Origin of the sequence: Paraburkholderia kirstenboschensis (assembly GCF_904848585.1) — a bacterium.
Taxonomy (GTDB): Bacteria; Pseudomonadota; Gammaproteobacteria; order Burkholderiales; family Burkholderiaceae; genus Paraburkholderia; species Paraburkholderia kirstenboschensis.
Window position 1 is genome coordinate 47,278 of record NZ_CAJHCR010000006.1, and the last position, 14,926, is coordinate 62,203.

A 14,926-nucleotide genomic window follows, 5' to 3' on the forward strand; every position below is an offset into this window, starting at 1 on the left:
CGGCGATAAAAAAGCCGCGCATTCAGCGCGGCTTCTCTCGCAAATATCAATACACGGCAGAGGCTTAGCCGTTGATCACGTCAGCGCCTTTCGGCACGGTGAACTTGAACGCGTCGGCGGGCAGCGGCGGATTCTTCTGGATGTTCGAGAAGGTCAGCAACGTCACGTTGCCGAACACGTCGTGCAGTTCCATTGCTTGCAGATTGCCGTCTTTGAAGCCGATGCCCACGCGCTGAAATTGCGTGTCTTTCGCTTTCGGCGTGAGTTCGAGCCAGTCGATGCCGGCCTTCACTCCCGCATCGCGCAACGTGAAGTTCTTGTCCAGATCGTTACTGCCGAACAGGATTGCCGCCGGGCTCGCGCCGAGCGCGCCGCCGAGGCTTCGCACCGTCACCTGGTTCAGATCCTTGTCGTACACGTAGAGCTTGTCGCCGTCCGCCTGCAGCAATTGCGCGTAGGGTTTTTCGTATTGCCAGATGAACTTGCCGGGACGCGCGAACGTGAATGTTCCGCTCGACGTACCGTTCTTGCCGCCGCCCGTGGTGGACAGCACGCCGCTTGCGCCGCTCGCCGCTTGTGCCTTGCTGGGCGCGCGCACTTCCTGCTGCACGAAGGTGCCGCGCGCCGAGTGAACTTGCGCGACGAACGCCTTCAACTGCTCGGTGCCGCTCGCGAACGCCTGCGAAGCGACGAGCATCGACGCGCCGATCGCTGCTGTGGCGACGCTGCGCGCGATTGCGCGGGCGAACCGGCCGACGCTGCTGGATGCATGCTGCTGCACAAATAGCTGCATATGATTTTTCTCCCTTGATTTGAATTCGTTGAGCGACCGCTATGTTTGCGGCGCATCGACATGAGCGGTGATTGCCGGTGGCCGTGAGCACAGCGTGAGGCTTGCTGTGCGAGGCTCGGGGCGAACGGGTGAGCTTCGATCCTTGCGGTCTGCTGCGCCGGGCCTACTACCGAGCTTAGGCAGGCAGTCTTAAACGAGCCTTAGAAACTGGCATGGAAGCGGACCCTGAACCTGGATCTTCGCAGCGGAGCTTCACGGCGGACCTTTGAAGCGGACGTTAAAGCGGACCTTTGAAGCGGACGTTCAAAGCCAACCGTGAAGCAGGCAGTAGAAGCCGTTGGGAGCAAGCTTTAAAAGCCCCCCCTGAACCACGCCCCGCAAGCGGCAAAGAAACACTCGCCGTTCGCCTCACACCATAACGCCTACTCCGCCTCTCGCGCCGGTGCCAGAATTTCTCGATTGCCGTTCGACGACATCGCCGACACCACGCCGGAATTTTCCATTTGTTCCAGCAGACGCGCCGCGCGGTTGTAACCGATGCGCAAATGCCGCTGCACGAGCGAAATCGACGCGCGCTTGTTTTTCAGCACCACGTCCACTGCCTGATCGTAAAGCGGATCCGACTCGCCATCGCCTGAGCCGCCCGCTCCGGCCCCCGCTGAGCCCTCGTCGCCCTCGCCGGTCACGCCGCCTTCGAGGATGCCTTCGATATAGTTCGGCTCGCCCTGCTCCTTGAGCTTGTCGACGACGCGGTGTACTTCCTCGTCCGACACGAACGCCCCGTGCACGCGCACCGGCAAGCCGCTGCCCGGCGGCAGGTAGAGCATGTCGCCCATGCCGAGCAGCGATTCCGCGCCCTGCTGGTCGAGAATCGTGCGCGAGTCGATTTTGGACGACACCTGGAACGCCATCCGCGTCGGCACGTTAGCCTTGATCAGCCCGGTAATCACGTCGACCGACGGACGCTGCGTGGCGAGAATCAAATGAATGCCGGCCGCGCGCGCCTTCTGCGCGATCCGCGCGATCAGTTCCTCGACCTTCTTGCCTACCACCATCATCAGGTCTGCAAGTTCGTCGATCACGACCACGATGTTCGGCAAACGCGTGAGCGGTTCCGGCTCGTCCGGCGTGAGGCTGAACGGGTTCGGCAGCTTTTCTTCGCGCTTGGCGGCTTCGTCGATCTTGTTGTTGTAGCCGGCGAGGTTACGCACGCCGAGCTTGCTCATCAGCTTGTAGCGCCGCTCCATTTCGGCGACTGCCCAATTCAGCGCATGACCGGCCTGGCGCATGTCCGTCACGACCGGACACAGCAGATGCGGAATGCCTTCGTAGACGCTCATTTCGAGCATCTTGGGATCGATCAGGATCATGCGGACCTGGTCGGCGCTCGCCTTGTAGAGCAGCGACAGGATCATCGCGTTGATACCGACCGACTTGCCCGAACCGGTCGTGCCCGCGACCAGCAGGTGAGGCATCTTCGCGAGATCCGCGCACACCGGTTTGCCGCCGATATCCTTGCCGAGGCCCATGGTGAGCGGCGACGCGGCGTCCGCATACACCGCCGAGCCGAGAATCTCGGACAGGCTCACGGTCTGGCGGCGCTGATTCGGCAGTTCGAGCGCCATGAAATTTTTGCCCGGAATCGTTTCGACGACGCGGATCGACACGAGCGACAGCGAACGCGCGAGGTCTTTTGCCAGATTCACGATCTGGCTGCCCTTTACGCCGGTGGCCGGCTCGATCTCGTAGCGCGTGACGACCGGACCCGGATACGCGGCGACGACGCTCACCTCCACGCCGAAGTCCTTGAGCTTTTTCTCGATCAGACGCGAGGTGAATTCGAGCGTATCCGCCGAGATGGTTTCCTGCGCGGCGGGCGCCGGATCGAGCAGCGAGATAGGCGGCAGTGTGGAATCGCCGGGCAGATCGGTGAAGAGCGGCACTTGCCGTTCTTTCTCGACGCGCTCCGACTTGGCCGGTGTGACGACCGGCGGCACGATCACGACGGGCTCGTGCTCCTCGATGCGCACGCGGCCCTTCTCGACCTTGCCTTCGCGCTTCACCGCCGCGGCTTCGCCCAGTTTGCGGTCGCGGCCCGCCTCGCGGCGCAGCTTCGCAAAGGTCACAGCCGAAATGATCGATTCGCCGACCTTCTCCGACACCGACAGCCACGAAAACCGGAAATACAACGACAGGCCAATGCCGAGCACGATCAGCAACGCGAGCGTGCCGCCCGTGAAACCGAGCGCATGCGACACGCCGCGCGCGATCGCTTCGCCGATCACGCCGCCAGGCGCGCGCGGCAATTGCACCTTGAGCGACCACATGCGCAGCGCCTCGATGCCGTCGCAGGCAAGCAGCACGAGCATGAACGCAAAGGCGTCCGCGAGCCAGCTGGCATCGCGCGGCGCGTCTTCCTGCAAGTCCTCGTGACGGGTGATGCGCTTGTAGTTCGCGGAGATATGGCGGCCGAGCAGCACGATCCACCAGTAGGCGGAGAGGCCGAACAGCAGCAGCAGAATGTCCGAGGTCCACGCGCCCACGCGGCCTGCCCAGTTGGCGATGTGATCCACCTGCGCGGCGTGCGTCCAGCTCGGATCGCGCCGGCTGTAGCTGACGAGCGCCATCAGCAGGAAAACGCCGAGCGCGACCTGCAGAATCCAGCGGATTTCAGTGAAGAGACGCGACATGCGGTGCGGCAATGCCTGCGCGCTCGCGGAATAGGGAGCTTTTGCCATTGATCCTGTTGCTTGTGTGGCCGATCCGGTGTGCCGGGTCGCAGCCGCGCCGGGCGCGGCTGCGGGCGCAACACCGGCAACCCGAAACTTCGATCCGGCCTATTGTAAACGCAGTGCCCCGCGTGAGGCTGTAAATGACGGTAACCTGGCCGACTGGCCACGCGCAGGCGTCGAATCGGAGCGCGATCAGCACGACAGGCACGCGCCATGGGCTATCGCCGCGATCGGAAACCTTCATGGAGCAGCCCGCCGCCCCGCCCTTTATAATGCCCGACTGATACCCATCTACAGTTTCAGCCAAGTCGCGCAGCCTCGCATGGGCGAGCAGCGCGCCGTAAAAGGATTCGATCATGCCCGCAACTTCCACGAAACACGCCAAGGTTCTGATTCTCGGTTCCGGTCCCGCCGGCTACACGGCAGCGGTCTACGCGGCGCGCGCCAACCTCGCGCCGGTGCTCGTCACGGGTCTCGCGCAAGGCGGCCAGCTGATGACCACGACCGACGTGGAGAACTGGCCCGCCGACGCCAACGGCGTGCAAGGCCCGGAACTGATGGCGCGCTTCCTGGAGCACGCTGAGCGCTTCAACACCGAAATCATCTTCGACCACATTCACACGGCGAAGCTGAACGAAAAGCCGATCCGTCTGATCGGCGATTCGGGCGAATACACCTGCGACTCGCTGATCATCTCGACGGGCGCGTCGGCGCAATACCTCGGCCTGCCGTCGGAAGAAGCGTTCATGGGCAAGGGCGTGTCGGCCTGCGCCACCTGCGACGGCTTCTTCTACAAGCAGCAACATGTGGCCGTGATCGGCGGCGGCAATACCGCCGTTGAAGAAGCGCTGTACCTGTCGGGCATCGCGAAGAAGGTCACGGTGATCCATCGCCGCGACAAGTTCCGCGCCGAGCCGATCCTGATCGACCGCCTGCTCGCCAAAGAGAAGGAAGGCGTCGTCGAAATCAAGTGGAACCATACGCTCGACGAAGTCACGGGCGACCAGTCCGGCGTGACCGGTTTGCGCGTCAAGCACACGCAAACCGGCGAGACGACCGACATTGCGTTGCAAGGCCTGTTCGTCGCGATCGGCCACAAACCGAACACGGACATCTTCGAAGGCCAACTGGAGATGAAGAACGGCTACATCATCACGAAGGGCGGCCTGAACGGCTTCGCGACCGCCACCAGCGTGCCGGGCGTGTTCGCCGCCGGCGACGTGCAGGACCACGTGTACCGTCAGGCGATCACGAGCGCGGGCACCGGTTGTATGGCAGCGCTCGACGCGCAGCGCTATCTGGAAACCATCAACGAAATGGCCGGCGAGCACGCGATGAGCCAGGAAGCCGAGCGTTGATCGGCCGCGGCTCTTCACGAACGCAACGGTAAAATAGCGGCTGGGCGTTGCCCGGCCGCTCGCTCGATAAAAGGCCGCGGCTTGCACGCCCGCGGCCTTTTGCATTCAGACGTGCGTCACGGCCACGCAAGGCGCCGCTTGATCGACTCTTGATCGGCTGTTGATCGACTCATTTTCCGCATGTATCACCGCTATGCCCAAGAACCAGCCTCACCCGAACGAGCCCAAGCGTGCCAGCGCCGCCGCGCGACCCGCGCCGGAACCGGCTGCCCCCGCCGCCAGGCCGGCAATCGAGCCGGCTGCGGGTCTGGCGGGCTTGGGCGCGCTGCGCGATGCGTTGAAGGCCGACGGAGAGCGGCGCGAGCGCGAACGCGTAACCGCGGCGGCCGCACAGCGCGAAGCGGCTGCAGACGCCAATCTGTTTCGCCGCGAGATCGGCGAAGTCGCACCGCTCGCGGTGCCGCCGCGCGCATCGTTGCCGCGCAATCCTCCGCCGCCGCTGCCGGTGCAAACGCGGCTCGACGAAGAAGCCGTGCTGCATGAAGCGATCTCCGACGAGTTCGATCCCGAGGTGCTGCTCGACACCGACGAAACGCTCTCCTATTGCCGCCCAGGCGTGAGCCAGGAAGTCGTGCGAAAACTGCGGCGCGGCGACTGGATCGTGCAGGCGCAGATCGACCTGCACGGCATGCGCCGCGAGGAAGCGCGCGAGGCTCTGGCTGAATTCATCCGCGAATCGGTGAAACGCGGCATGCGCTGCCTGCGCGTGATTCACGGCAAGGGTTTGGGGTCCGTCGGCAAGGAACCCGTGCTCAAGGGCAAGGTGCGCGCATGGCTCGTGCAGAAGAGCGAGGTGATCGCGTTTTGCCAGGCACGTCCGCATGACGGCGGCGCGGGCGCTGTCGTCGTGCTGCTGCAGCCGGCCGCAACGCCGGCTCATACGAGAACTTTGGCGGAGCCACGGTGATCCATCCCAGGCTGACGCTCGCGCTGACTTTCATGGAGGCGCTGGCGATTTTCGCGTACGCCATTTCCGGCTTCATCGAGGCCAAGACGCGCCGGCTCGACGCCGTGGGCACCTTTCTCGTTGCAATCGCCACGGCGTTTGGAGGCGGCACGCTGCGCGACGTTCTGCTCGAGCGCCGTCCGTTCTATTGGGTCGAGCATCAGGAATATCTGATCGCGATCTTCGCGATGTCGCTGTTCGCGCCCACACTGCTGAAAGCCACCTCGCGCCTTCTGTCCGAGCGCGTGCTGCTGGTGGCCGACGCAATCGGCCTCGGGCTTTTCAGCATTGCGGGAACCTCGATCGCGCATGACGCGCAGATGCCGTGGTTCACGTCCGTGATGATGGGCGTGGCAACGGGCGTGTTCGGCGGCGTGATCCGTGACGTGCTGTGCAACGAGGTGCCGTTGATCCTGCGCGATTCGCGGCCGTACGCGACCTGCGCTTTCGTCGGCTGCTGGCTGTATGTGCTGCTGGATTACGTGAATTTCGACACCGTGTATAGCGTGCTGATCGCCACCGCCTTCATTCTGCTCGCGCGGCTCGCGACGTTCAGGTTCAACGTACGATTGCCGCATTAGCGGGCTTTGACATCGGGGCGGTCCGCTCGCGCGGACTGGCGGCTTGACTTGTCGATTTGCGGCGCACTCGTTCGTCGTGAGTTAACTGGCTCTGCGGCCCTGCGGGGCCGCTACACCCGCCCCCACCAATCAAGGTGATCACGATGAGTCTGAAGCTATACGCCCACCCCTTCTCCTCATATTGTCAGAAGGCCCTCACGGCGCTCTACGAGAACGGCACGCCATTCGAGTTTCGCCTGCTCGCACACGACGATCCACGGATCATGGCCGAATTCGCGACGCTGTGGCCGATCAAGCGCTTTCCAGTGCTGGTCGACGGCGACCGGACGGTGACGGAGGCGAGCATCATCATCGAATATCTGGGCTTGTATCATCCCGGACCGGTGCCGCTTTTACCGGCCGACGCGCGCGCGGCGCTCGAGGTGCGCAGCATGGATCGATTCTTCGACAACTATATTTCGACGCCGCAGCAAAGAATCGTCGCCGACAGCCTGCGTCCCCCAGCGGAGCGCGACGCGCACGGTGTCCGCGAAGCCCGTGCAATGCTCGACACCGCATACGCGTGGCTCGACAAGACGATGGCGGGGCGCGAATGGGCCGTGGGCGACACCTTCAGCCTCGCCGATTGCGGCGCCGCACCGTTTCTCTTCTACGCCGACTGGACGCACGCGATCGACCCGGCGTTTGCGCATGTGCGCGCTTATCGCGAACGGCTGCTGGCGCGTCCGTCATTCGCACGCGCGGTCGACGAAGCGCGGCCGTATCGGCCGCTGTTCCCGCTCGGCGCGCCCGACCGGGACTGAGCGGGATAAAGCACGGCCGCGCGCCACACCCGATGCGGACAACATCAATTCGAGCCTATACACTTCACGTCGAACCTATTTCCGCCAATCACTCACAAGGCCAAACATGGACCGTTTCGAAGCGATGGAGATATTTACGCGTGTGGTGGAGGCCAACAGCTTCACCAAAGTATCCGAATCGCTCGACCTGCCGCGCGCCAAAGTCAGCCGGACGATTCAGGCGCTGGAAGAACACGTCGGCGTACGGCTGTTGAACCGCTCGACGCGCCAGGTCAGCGTTACCGAAGACGGCGCGCTCTTTTACGACCGCTGTGTGCGCATTCTGGCCGAGGTCGCCGACGCAGAGTCGTCGCTGTCGAACAAGCGCGAAAATCCGGTGGGCACGATTCGCGTCGATACGTCCGGCACGCTCGCCCGCGCGCTGCTGTTGCCCGCGCTCGACGATTTCTACCAGCGCTACCCCGAAATCGACGTGCGGCTCGGTCTCGCCGACCGCAACATCGACCTGATCCAGGACGCGGTGGATTGCGTGATCCGCATGGGCACGCCGGAAGAGTCGAGTCTCGTCGCGCGGCGTATCGGCCAGGCGCGGATCGTCACGTGCGCGTCGCCGGCGTATCTGGAGAAATACGGCACGCCCACCACGCTCGACGAGTTGAGCGGACACCGCGCGGTCAACTATGTGTCGGCGCGAACCGGCAAGACGTTTCCGTTCGAATACGAAGTGAACGGCGAGATCGCAAAGGTCGCGATGAAAAGCGTGCTCGCGGTGAACGACGGCTCCGTCTACATTCGCGCGGGCGCGCTCGGCCACGGCATCATCCAGCCGTCGCGCTTCATGGTCGCGCACCTCATCAAGAGCGGCGTGCTCAAGGAAATCCTCACCGACTACACGAGTCCCAGCACACCGCTGTCCATCCTTTACGCGCATCGCCGCAATCTGAGTTCGCGGCTGCGCGCATTCACCGAATGGGTGACGGAGCTCGTGCGCAACAACCCGGATCTGCGCATACCGGACGCTTGACGCGCTTCAGCGAAAGGAAAAGCCCCTTGCGTCTCGCGACACAAGGGGCTTTTCTTCATTCGGACCAACAGCGGCGGTCGGATCCGGCTCAGGCGATCCGCTCTTCATTCGACGGATCGAACAATACCGCCTTCGACGTATCGAACAGCAGTGTCGTGTTCGTCAACGGCTGCGGGTTCGAAGCCGGGTGCACGCGGCTCACCACGCGCTTGCCGTTGACTTGCGCGAACACGAGCGTGTCCGGGCCGGTCGGCTCGATCACATCGACCTTCACTTCGATCTGTTGCAGCCGGGCGTGGTCGCCGTGCGCGCCGCGCGCATCGGTGATGCGTTCCGGGCGCAAGCCGAGAATCACTTCACGGCCGACGTGCGACTTGACCTTCGCCGAATCGAACGGCAGATTCAGCGCCGTGCGAGTGACGCCGGTATCCAGTTCGATGCCGACGCCCGCGCCCTGCTCGACGAGCTTGCCCTGAATGAAGTTCATTGGCGGTGCGCCGATAAAGCCGGCCACGAACAGGTTCGACGGCGAGTCGTAGATTTCCTGCGGCGCGCCGAACTGCTGCACGATGCCGTCCTTCATCACCGCGATACGATCGCCGAGCGTCATTGCTTCGATCTGATCGTGCGTCACGTAGACGATCGTCGTGCCGAGGCGCTGATGCAGCAGCTTGATTTCCGAACGCATTTCGATACGCAGCTTGGCGTCGAGGTTCGACAACGGTTCGTCGAACAGGAACATCACCGGGTCACGCGCGAGAGCACGGCCCATTGCCACGCGCTGGCGCTGGCCGCCGGACAACTGGCCGGGCTTGCGGTCCAGCAGGTGCGTGATCTGCAGCGTGTTCGACACGCGATCGACGATCTGCGCCTGTTCCTGCTTCGGCACCTTGCGAATGTTCAGGCCGAACGAGATGTTCTCGCGCACCGTCATCGACGGATAGAGCGCGTATGACTGGAACACCATCGCGATGTCGCGATCTTTTGGCGACAGGTTGTTCACCGTCTTGCCGTCGATCTGAATCTCGCCCTTGGTCACGGTTTCGAGACCGGCGATCATGTTGAGCAGCGTCGACTTACCGCAGCCCGAACCGCCGACGAGAATCAGGAACTGGCCGTCTTCGATGTCGATGTTGACACCCTTCAGAACCGGCACCCCGTTCGGGTAAGTCTTGTACACGTCACGGATGGAAAGGCTTGCCATGCTGTGAATCCTCTTGTCTCTGGTACTGCTTGAAAACGTCTTGTCGGTGACGGCGGCGCCTGGTGCTTTCATGCACGAAGCGGCCGCCGCGCTCGGTTGGTCTAGCCTGGGTTCAGCCCTTCACCGCGCCTGCCGTCAGGCCGCGCACGAAATAGCGTCCGGCGACGATGTAGACCAGCAAGGTCGGCAACGCCGCGATGATCGCGCCGGCCATGTCCACGTTGTATTCCTTCACGCCGGTCGAGGTGTTCACGAGGTTGTTCAGCGCCACCGTGATCGGCATCGAATCCACGCCGGAGAACACAATCCCGAACAGGAAGTCATTCCAGATCTGCGTGAATTGCCAGATCAGGCACACCATGAAAATCGGCAGCGACACGGGCAGCAGAATCTTCGTGAAAATCGTGAAGAAACCTGCGCCGTCGATACGCGCCGCCTTCACGAGTTCAGCCGGAATGCTGACGTAGAAGTTGCGGAAGAACATGGTAGTGAACGCGATACCGTAGATCACGTGCACGACCACCAGACCGGTTGTGGTGTTCGAGAGGCCGAGAAAGCCTTCGAAACGCGCCATCGGCAAAAGGATCGCCTGAAACGGAATGAAGCAGCCGACCAGCAGCAACGTGAAGATCGGATCGGCGCCGCGAAAACGCCAGTGCGTGAGCACATAACCGTTGAACGCGCCGACGATCGACGAGATCAGCACGGCCGGAATCACCATGCGCACCGAGTTCATGAAGAACGGTTGCATGCCGTCGCAACGCACGCCGGTACACGCACCGCTCCATGCCTTGATCCACGGATCGACGGTCCAGTGCGAAGGCGGCGTAAGCAGGTTGCCGGTGCGCAACTGGTCGATGTCCTTGAACGACGTCGACAGCATCACGTACAGCGGAAACAGGAAGTACAAAGCAAACAGGACCAGAGCCGCGTAAATGACGGCGCGGCTGATCGTCATCTTAGGCTGCATTGCGGGTGCTCCTCGATTCCAGATACATGAGCGGCACGAGCACGGCCACGACGGTTGCGAGCATCATCATCGACGATGCCGCGCCGACGCCGAGCTGCCCGCGATTGAACGAAAACGTGTACATGAAAATAGCCGGCAGCGACGACGACGTGCCAGGACCGCCCGCCGTCAACGCGACGACCAGGTCGAACGTCTTGATCGTGATATGGCAGAGAATCAGCAGCACGGAGAAAAACACCGGACGCATGCTCGGAATCACAATCTTGCGGTAGATGGTGGGCAGGTTCGCGCCGTCCATCTGCGCGGCCTTGAAGATCTCACCGTCGACACCGCGCAGACCCGCGAGGAAGAGCGCCATGACGAAGCCGGTGGATTGCCACACCGCCGCGATCACGACACAGAAAATCGCCTTGTCCGGATCGCCGAGCCAACTGAACGAGAAGCTCGTCCAGCCCCAGTCGTGGAACACCTTTTCGAGGCCGATGCTCGGCGTCATGATCCATTGCCACGCCGTGCCGGTCACGATGAACGACAGCGCCATCGGATAAAGGAACACGGCGCGCAGCGCGCCTTCATTGCGGATCTGCTGATCGAGCAGGATCGCGAGAAAGAGACCGAGGCCGATACAGATACCGATGAACGGGATGCCGAACCAGCCGAGATTCGCTGCCGACGTCCAGAACACGTCGTTATCGAACAGTTCGCGATAACGGTCGAGACCGACAAATTCATAACGAGGCATCAGTCGCGAATTGGACAGCGACAGATAGCCCGTAATGGCGATGAAACCATAGACGAATACCAGGCTGATCACGACGCTGGGTGCGAGCACCAGCTTCGGAATCCAGCGATCGGCAAGGGCCGCCATGGGCGACACGCGGCGGGCGGCGCTAGCCGTTTTCCCGTTTCCGCTGATAGAAGCAGTCACTACTCGACTCCTGCTGAAACTGTACCGCCCGGCCACTCACGTCGACGCACACGACCAACCGGCAACGTGAGAACGTGACAAACGCGAAGCCGCAACGGCATAGGTGTGACTCTATAAAACCCAGGGTGAAGCCGCTTGCATCGGGGCGTGCGTCGGGCAAAGCGCACATCGCGCGACGCGATCCAGCACCCTCAGCGGCGCGAAGCGGCGCGTCCGATCCCGGACGCGCCGCTTCGCTACTTCACTTACTTGGTCTTCGCTGCCTTCGCGAGCGCCGCAACCGCGCTCTTCGAATCCTGCTGCGAGTTCATGAACTTCGTGACCACGTCGGAGATCGCGCCGGCTGCTGCATCGGGTTGAGCCATGCCGTGTGCGAGCGACGGCACATAGCCGCCCGACTTGATCGCGACCTGTTCATCCGCGTACGACTTCTTCGCGCAGTCGTCGAACTTGGCCATCGACACGCCCAGACGAACCGGAATCGAACCCTTGTTCAGGCTGAACTGCTCCTGGAATTCCGGCGACATGATGGTCTTTGCGAGCGCCAGTTGACCCGGCGTTGCTGCCTTCTGACCTTTCTGCTGGAAGAACACGAACGAGTCCACGTTGAACGTGTAAGCCTTTTCCGTGCCCGGCACCGCGGCACACACGTAGTCCGAGCCCGACTTCTTGCCGGCGTTGGCGAATTCGCCCTTCGCCCAGTCGCCCATGAACTGCATGCCGGCCTTGCCGTTGATGACCATTGCCGTAGCAAGGTTCCAGTCACGGCCCGTGCGGCCCGCGTCGAAGTAACCCTGGATCTTGCGGACGGTGTCGAACACGCCAACCATCTTGTCTGAAGTCAGCGTCTTTTCGTCGAGGTCGACCAGCGCCTTCTTGTAGAAGTCCGAGCCTTGCGACAGAACGACGTCTTCCCACAGCGTCAGGTCTTGCCACGGCTGCCCGCCCATCGCGATCGGCTGGATGCCTGCGGCCTTCATCTTGTCGGCCACCGCGAAGAATTCAGGCCACGTGGTCGGCACCTTGCCGCCTGCCTTGTCGAGCGCTGCCTTGTTGATGTACAGCCAGTTCACGCGATGCACCGAGAACGGCGCCGCGACGTAGTGACCGTCCGCGTGCATGATCTTGTCGATTTCCGGCGGCAGATTCTTCTTCCAGTCGCCGGCGACGGAGTCGATCGGCACCAGCACGCCTTGCGAAGCCCAGTCCTGAATCAGCGGGCCCTTGATCTGCGCAGCGCTCGGTGCGTTGCCCGAGATCACCTGCGTCTTGAGTGCCGTCATGGCAGCCGCGCCCGCGCCACCCGCAACCGCAAAGTCCTTCCACGTGTAACCCTGCTTCGTCATGTCGTCCTTGAGGACGCCGACGGCTTTCGATTCGCCGCCCGAGGTCCACCAGTGCAACACTTCGACCGACTCGGCAGCCTGCACGGCCGAGACGCCACACATCAGACCTGCGGCGCACAAAGCGCCCATGATCGCGCGAAATTTCATTGCTTATCTCCTCCAGACACCTGAACAAAAAACAAATGGCCCCTGATGTCGCCAGGGTGCTGTGGTTGGTTCAAACAGGCAAAACACTGGGCGATCGAGCACGGTCGGGCGCATGCGCGAGGCATGTGCCGGCGGACCGATGTCCGGCCGCTGGAAGCTCAAGAGATGAGTGGTTCGGGATGCAACTGACTGTCTCCTCTTTTGATTTTTGCCTGCCCGCTTCGCGCGGCAGACTCGAGGTGCCTTGCACGTCAACCGAGGCAATCGGCTTGCCGGCCCCGCGCTCCCCCGGCTTTCCGTAACGGCTGCCGGGACAGGCTGGCCTATGCCGGCACGCAATGTCCGTTAACATGCAGGGACGCCTGCCGATTCGCGAAAACGCGCAACTGACCTGACAGCGCACGCTTTTTTCATCGAATTAGCGCTACCTCTTGATTTGGATTGTAGTTAAACTACAATTCAGTGTCAAAAAATATTTTATCGGACTACGGTCGCCCTTTTCACGAGCAGTGAACGGTCAGCGCGGCGGCCCCAGGACATCGACGGAGACTCATGGAAACCGATTCAAGCTTCACCTTCGTTCTCTTCGGCGGAACCGGCGATCTGTCGATGCGCAAGATTCTCCCCGCACTGTTTGAAGCGCACCGTGCGGGCGGCATGCTGGCCGACAGCGGCAAGATCGTCGCGGTGGCGCGCCATGCTGCGGATCGCGGCGAGTACATCCAATGGGTCAACGAGCACGTCAAGCCGCATGTGTCGAAGAACGGTGTCGACGAAACGGCATGGTCGAGCTTTCTCGAACGCATCGAGTTCGTGAAGATCGACCTGGGCAATCCGGAAGACTTCGCCCTGTTGCGCGATGCGGTGAAAGACCTGCCTGGCATCCGCGTGTTTTATCTGGCTACCGGCCCGTCGCTGTTCGTGCCGATCTGCCGCGCGCTCGCGTCGGTGGGCCTTAACGAAAACGCGCGCATCGTGCTGGAAAAGCCGCTCGGCTACGACCTCAAGTCGTCGAATGCGATCAACGACGCGGTCGGCGAAATCTTCGCTGAAGAACAGATCTACCGTATCGACCACTACCTCGGCAAAGAACCCGTGCAGAACCTGCTGGCGCTGCGCTTCGGCAATGCGCTGTTCGAGCCGCTGTGGCGTCGCGAGTGGGTGGAAAGCATTCAGATCACGATCGCCGAGGAACTCGGTGTCGAAGCGCGCGGTGATTTCTACGACAATACCGGCGCGCTGCGCGACATGGTGCAAAACCATTTGCTGCAACTGCTTTCGATCGTCGCAATGGAACCGCCGCATTCAATGGATTCCGACTCGGTGCGCGACGAAAAGCTGCGCGTACTGCGCGCGCTGAAGCCAATCGATCCGCTGAACATCGGCAAGGTCGCGGTGCGCGGTCAGTATCATTCGGGCGTGATTCGCGGCACCGCGGTCCCCGCATATGCGACGGAACCGGGCGTGAAGCCGAACAGCACGACCGAAACCTTCGTTGCGTTGAAAGTCGAGATAGAAAACTGGCGTTGGGCCGGCGTGCCGTTTTTCCTGCGCACGGGCAAACGGCTTGCGGACCGCGTCGCGGAAATCGTCGTGAATTTTCGCGCGGTGCCGCATTCGGCGTTGGGTGTTTCGGCGTTGCGCGCCGGCGCCAATCGTCTGGTGATCCGCTTGCAGCCGAACGAAACCATTCGTCTGTACTGTCTCGCGAAGCAGCCCGGCGAAGGCATGAATCTCGCAAGCGTCCACCTGGATCTCGCGTTCGACCAGTTCTTCCGCGAAGGGCAGATGGAAGCGTACCAACGCCTGCTGCTCGACGTGATCAACGGCCGTCTCGCACTCTTCGTGCGGCGCGACGAACAGGAAGCCGCGTGGCGCTGGGTCGAACCGATTCTGAACGAATGGAAGGCTTCGAACAAACCGCCGAAGCCTTATGCTGCGGGCACATGGGGTCCTGCCGCCGCGAGCGCGATGCTCGCGCAGCACGGCACCTGCTGGCTCGAAGAAGAGAACTGATTCGCGGCGGATTTTCGC

General features: G+C 62.4%; 13 protein-coding genes. 6 read left to right on the forward strand and 7 right to left on the reverse strand.

Features of this window, described 5'->3' with window-relative positions:
* Positions 1–64: 64 nt before the first annotated feature.
* From lolA to JMY24_RS17975, 3 genes are all read right to left on the reverse strand, one after another.
* On the reverse strand, positions 65–793 hold the full coding sequence (gene lolA, locus JMY24_RS17965) for an outer membrane lipoprotein chaperone LolA (RefSeq protein WP_128594502.1): 729 nt from the start codon (positions 791–793) through the stop codon (positions 65–67).
* 422 nt (positions 794–1,215) lie between these two features.
* A complete protein-coding gene (locus JMY24_RS17970) occupies positions 1,216–3,531 on the reverse strand; it encodes a DNA translocase FtsK (RefSeq protein ID WP_128594501.1) in 2,316 nt (771 codons plus the stop codon).
* Complete coding sequence (locus JMY24_RS17975; RefSeq protein WP_128594500.1) at positions 3,464–3,883, reverse strand: hypothetical protein; 420 nt, start codon at positions 3,881–3,883, stop codon at positions 3,464–3,466. Before JMY24_RS17975 ends, JMY24_RS17970 begins: the two co-directional genes overlap by 68 nt.
* Between JMY24_RS17975 and trxB the strand changes: the two genes are divergently transcribed.
* The 5 genes from trxB (at position 3,882) to JMY24_RS18000 (ending at position 8,297) form a co-directional block, all read left to right on the forward strand.
* Positions 3,882–4,883 carry a thioredoxin-disulfide reductase gene (gene trxB / locus JMY24_RS17980; RefSeq protein ID WP_128590067.1) on the forward strand — a complete coding sequence of 334 codons (1,002 nt, stop codon included), beginning with the start codon at positions 3,882–3,884 and terminating at the stop codon, positions 4,881–4,883. The genes JMY24_RS17975 and trxB overlap by 2 nt on opposite strands.
* A 193-nt stretch (positions 4,884–5,076) precedes the next feature.
* The gene (locus tag JMY24_RS17985; protein ID WP_201702605.1) at positions 5,077–5,850 is read left to right on the forward strand and encodes a Smr/MutS family protein; all 774 of its coding nucleotides are present in this window, start codon (positions 5,077–5,079) and stop codon (positions 5,848–5,850) included.
* Positions 5,850–6,470, forward strand: coding sequence for a trimeric intracellular cation channel family protein (locus tag JMY24_RS17990; protein ID WP_128594499.1), 621 nt, complete (start codon positions 5,850–5,852; stop codon positions 6,468–6,470). Before JMY24_RS17985 ends, JMY24_RS17990 begins: the two co-directional genes overlap by 1 nt.
* A gap of 143 nt (positions 6,471–6,613) precedes the next feature.
* On the forward strand, positions 6,614–7,273 hold the full coding sequence (locus JMY24_RS17995) for a glutathione S-transferase family protein (protein ID WP_128594497.1): 660 nt from the start codon (positions 6,614–6,616) through the stop codon (positions 7,271–7,273).
* A 106-nt stretch (positions 7,274–7,379) separates the two neighbouring features.
* Entirely contained in the window at positions 7,380–8,297 is a 918-nt protein-coding gene (locus JMY24_RS18000; protein ID WP_128594496.1) for a LysR family transcriptional regulator, read from the forward strand.
* An 88-nt stretch (positions 8,298–8,385) separates the two neighbouring features.
* Here the strand turns inward: JMY24_RS18000 and JMY24_RS18005 are convergent, their stop codons facing one another.
* The 4 genes from JMY24_RS18005 to JMY24_RS18020 form a co-directional block, all read right to left on the reverse strand.
* Entirely contained in the window at positions 8,386–9,501 is a 1,116-nt protein-coding gene (locus tag JMY24_RS18005; protein ID WP_020065197.1) for an ABC transporter ATP-binding protein, read from the reverse strand.
* A 112-nt stretch (positions 9,502–9,613) separates the two neighbouring features.
* Complete coding sequence (locus tag JMY24_RS18010) at positions 9,614–10,471, reverse strand: carbohydrate ABC transporter permease (protein WP_128594495.1); 858 nt, start codon at positions 10,469–10,471, stop codon at positions 9,614–9,616.
* Positions 10,461–11,399 carry a carbohydrate ABC transporter permease gene (locus JMY24_RS18015; RefSeq protein ID WP_027775665.1) on the reverse strand — a complete coding sequence of 313 codons (939 nt, stop codon included), beginning with the start codon at positions 11,397–11,399 and terminating at the stop codon, positions 10,461–10,463. Before JMY24_RS18015 ends, JMY24_RS18010 begins: the two co-directional genes overlap by 11 nt.
* Positions 11,400–11,644: 245 nt before the next feature.
* Positions 11,645–12,892 (reverse strand): ABC transporter substrate-binding protein, encoded by a 1,248-nt coding sequence (locus tag JMY24_RS18020; protein ID WP_128594494.1) that lies wholly within the window; start codon positions 12,890–12,892, stop codon positions 11,645–11,647.
* Between the two features lie 552 nt (positions 12,893–13,444).
* On the opposite strand from JMY24_RS18020, the gene zwf reads away from it, so the two are divergent.
* Positions 13,445–14,908, forward strand: a complete 1,464-nt coding sequence (gene zwf, locus JMY24_RS18025) for a glucose-6-phosphate dehydrogenase (protein WP_201702607.1) — start codon at positions 13,445–13,447, stop codon at positions 14,906–14,908.
* Positions 14,909–14,926: the final 18 nt, after the last annotated feature.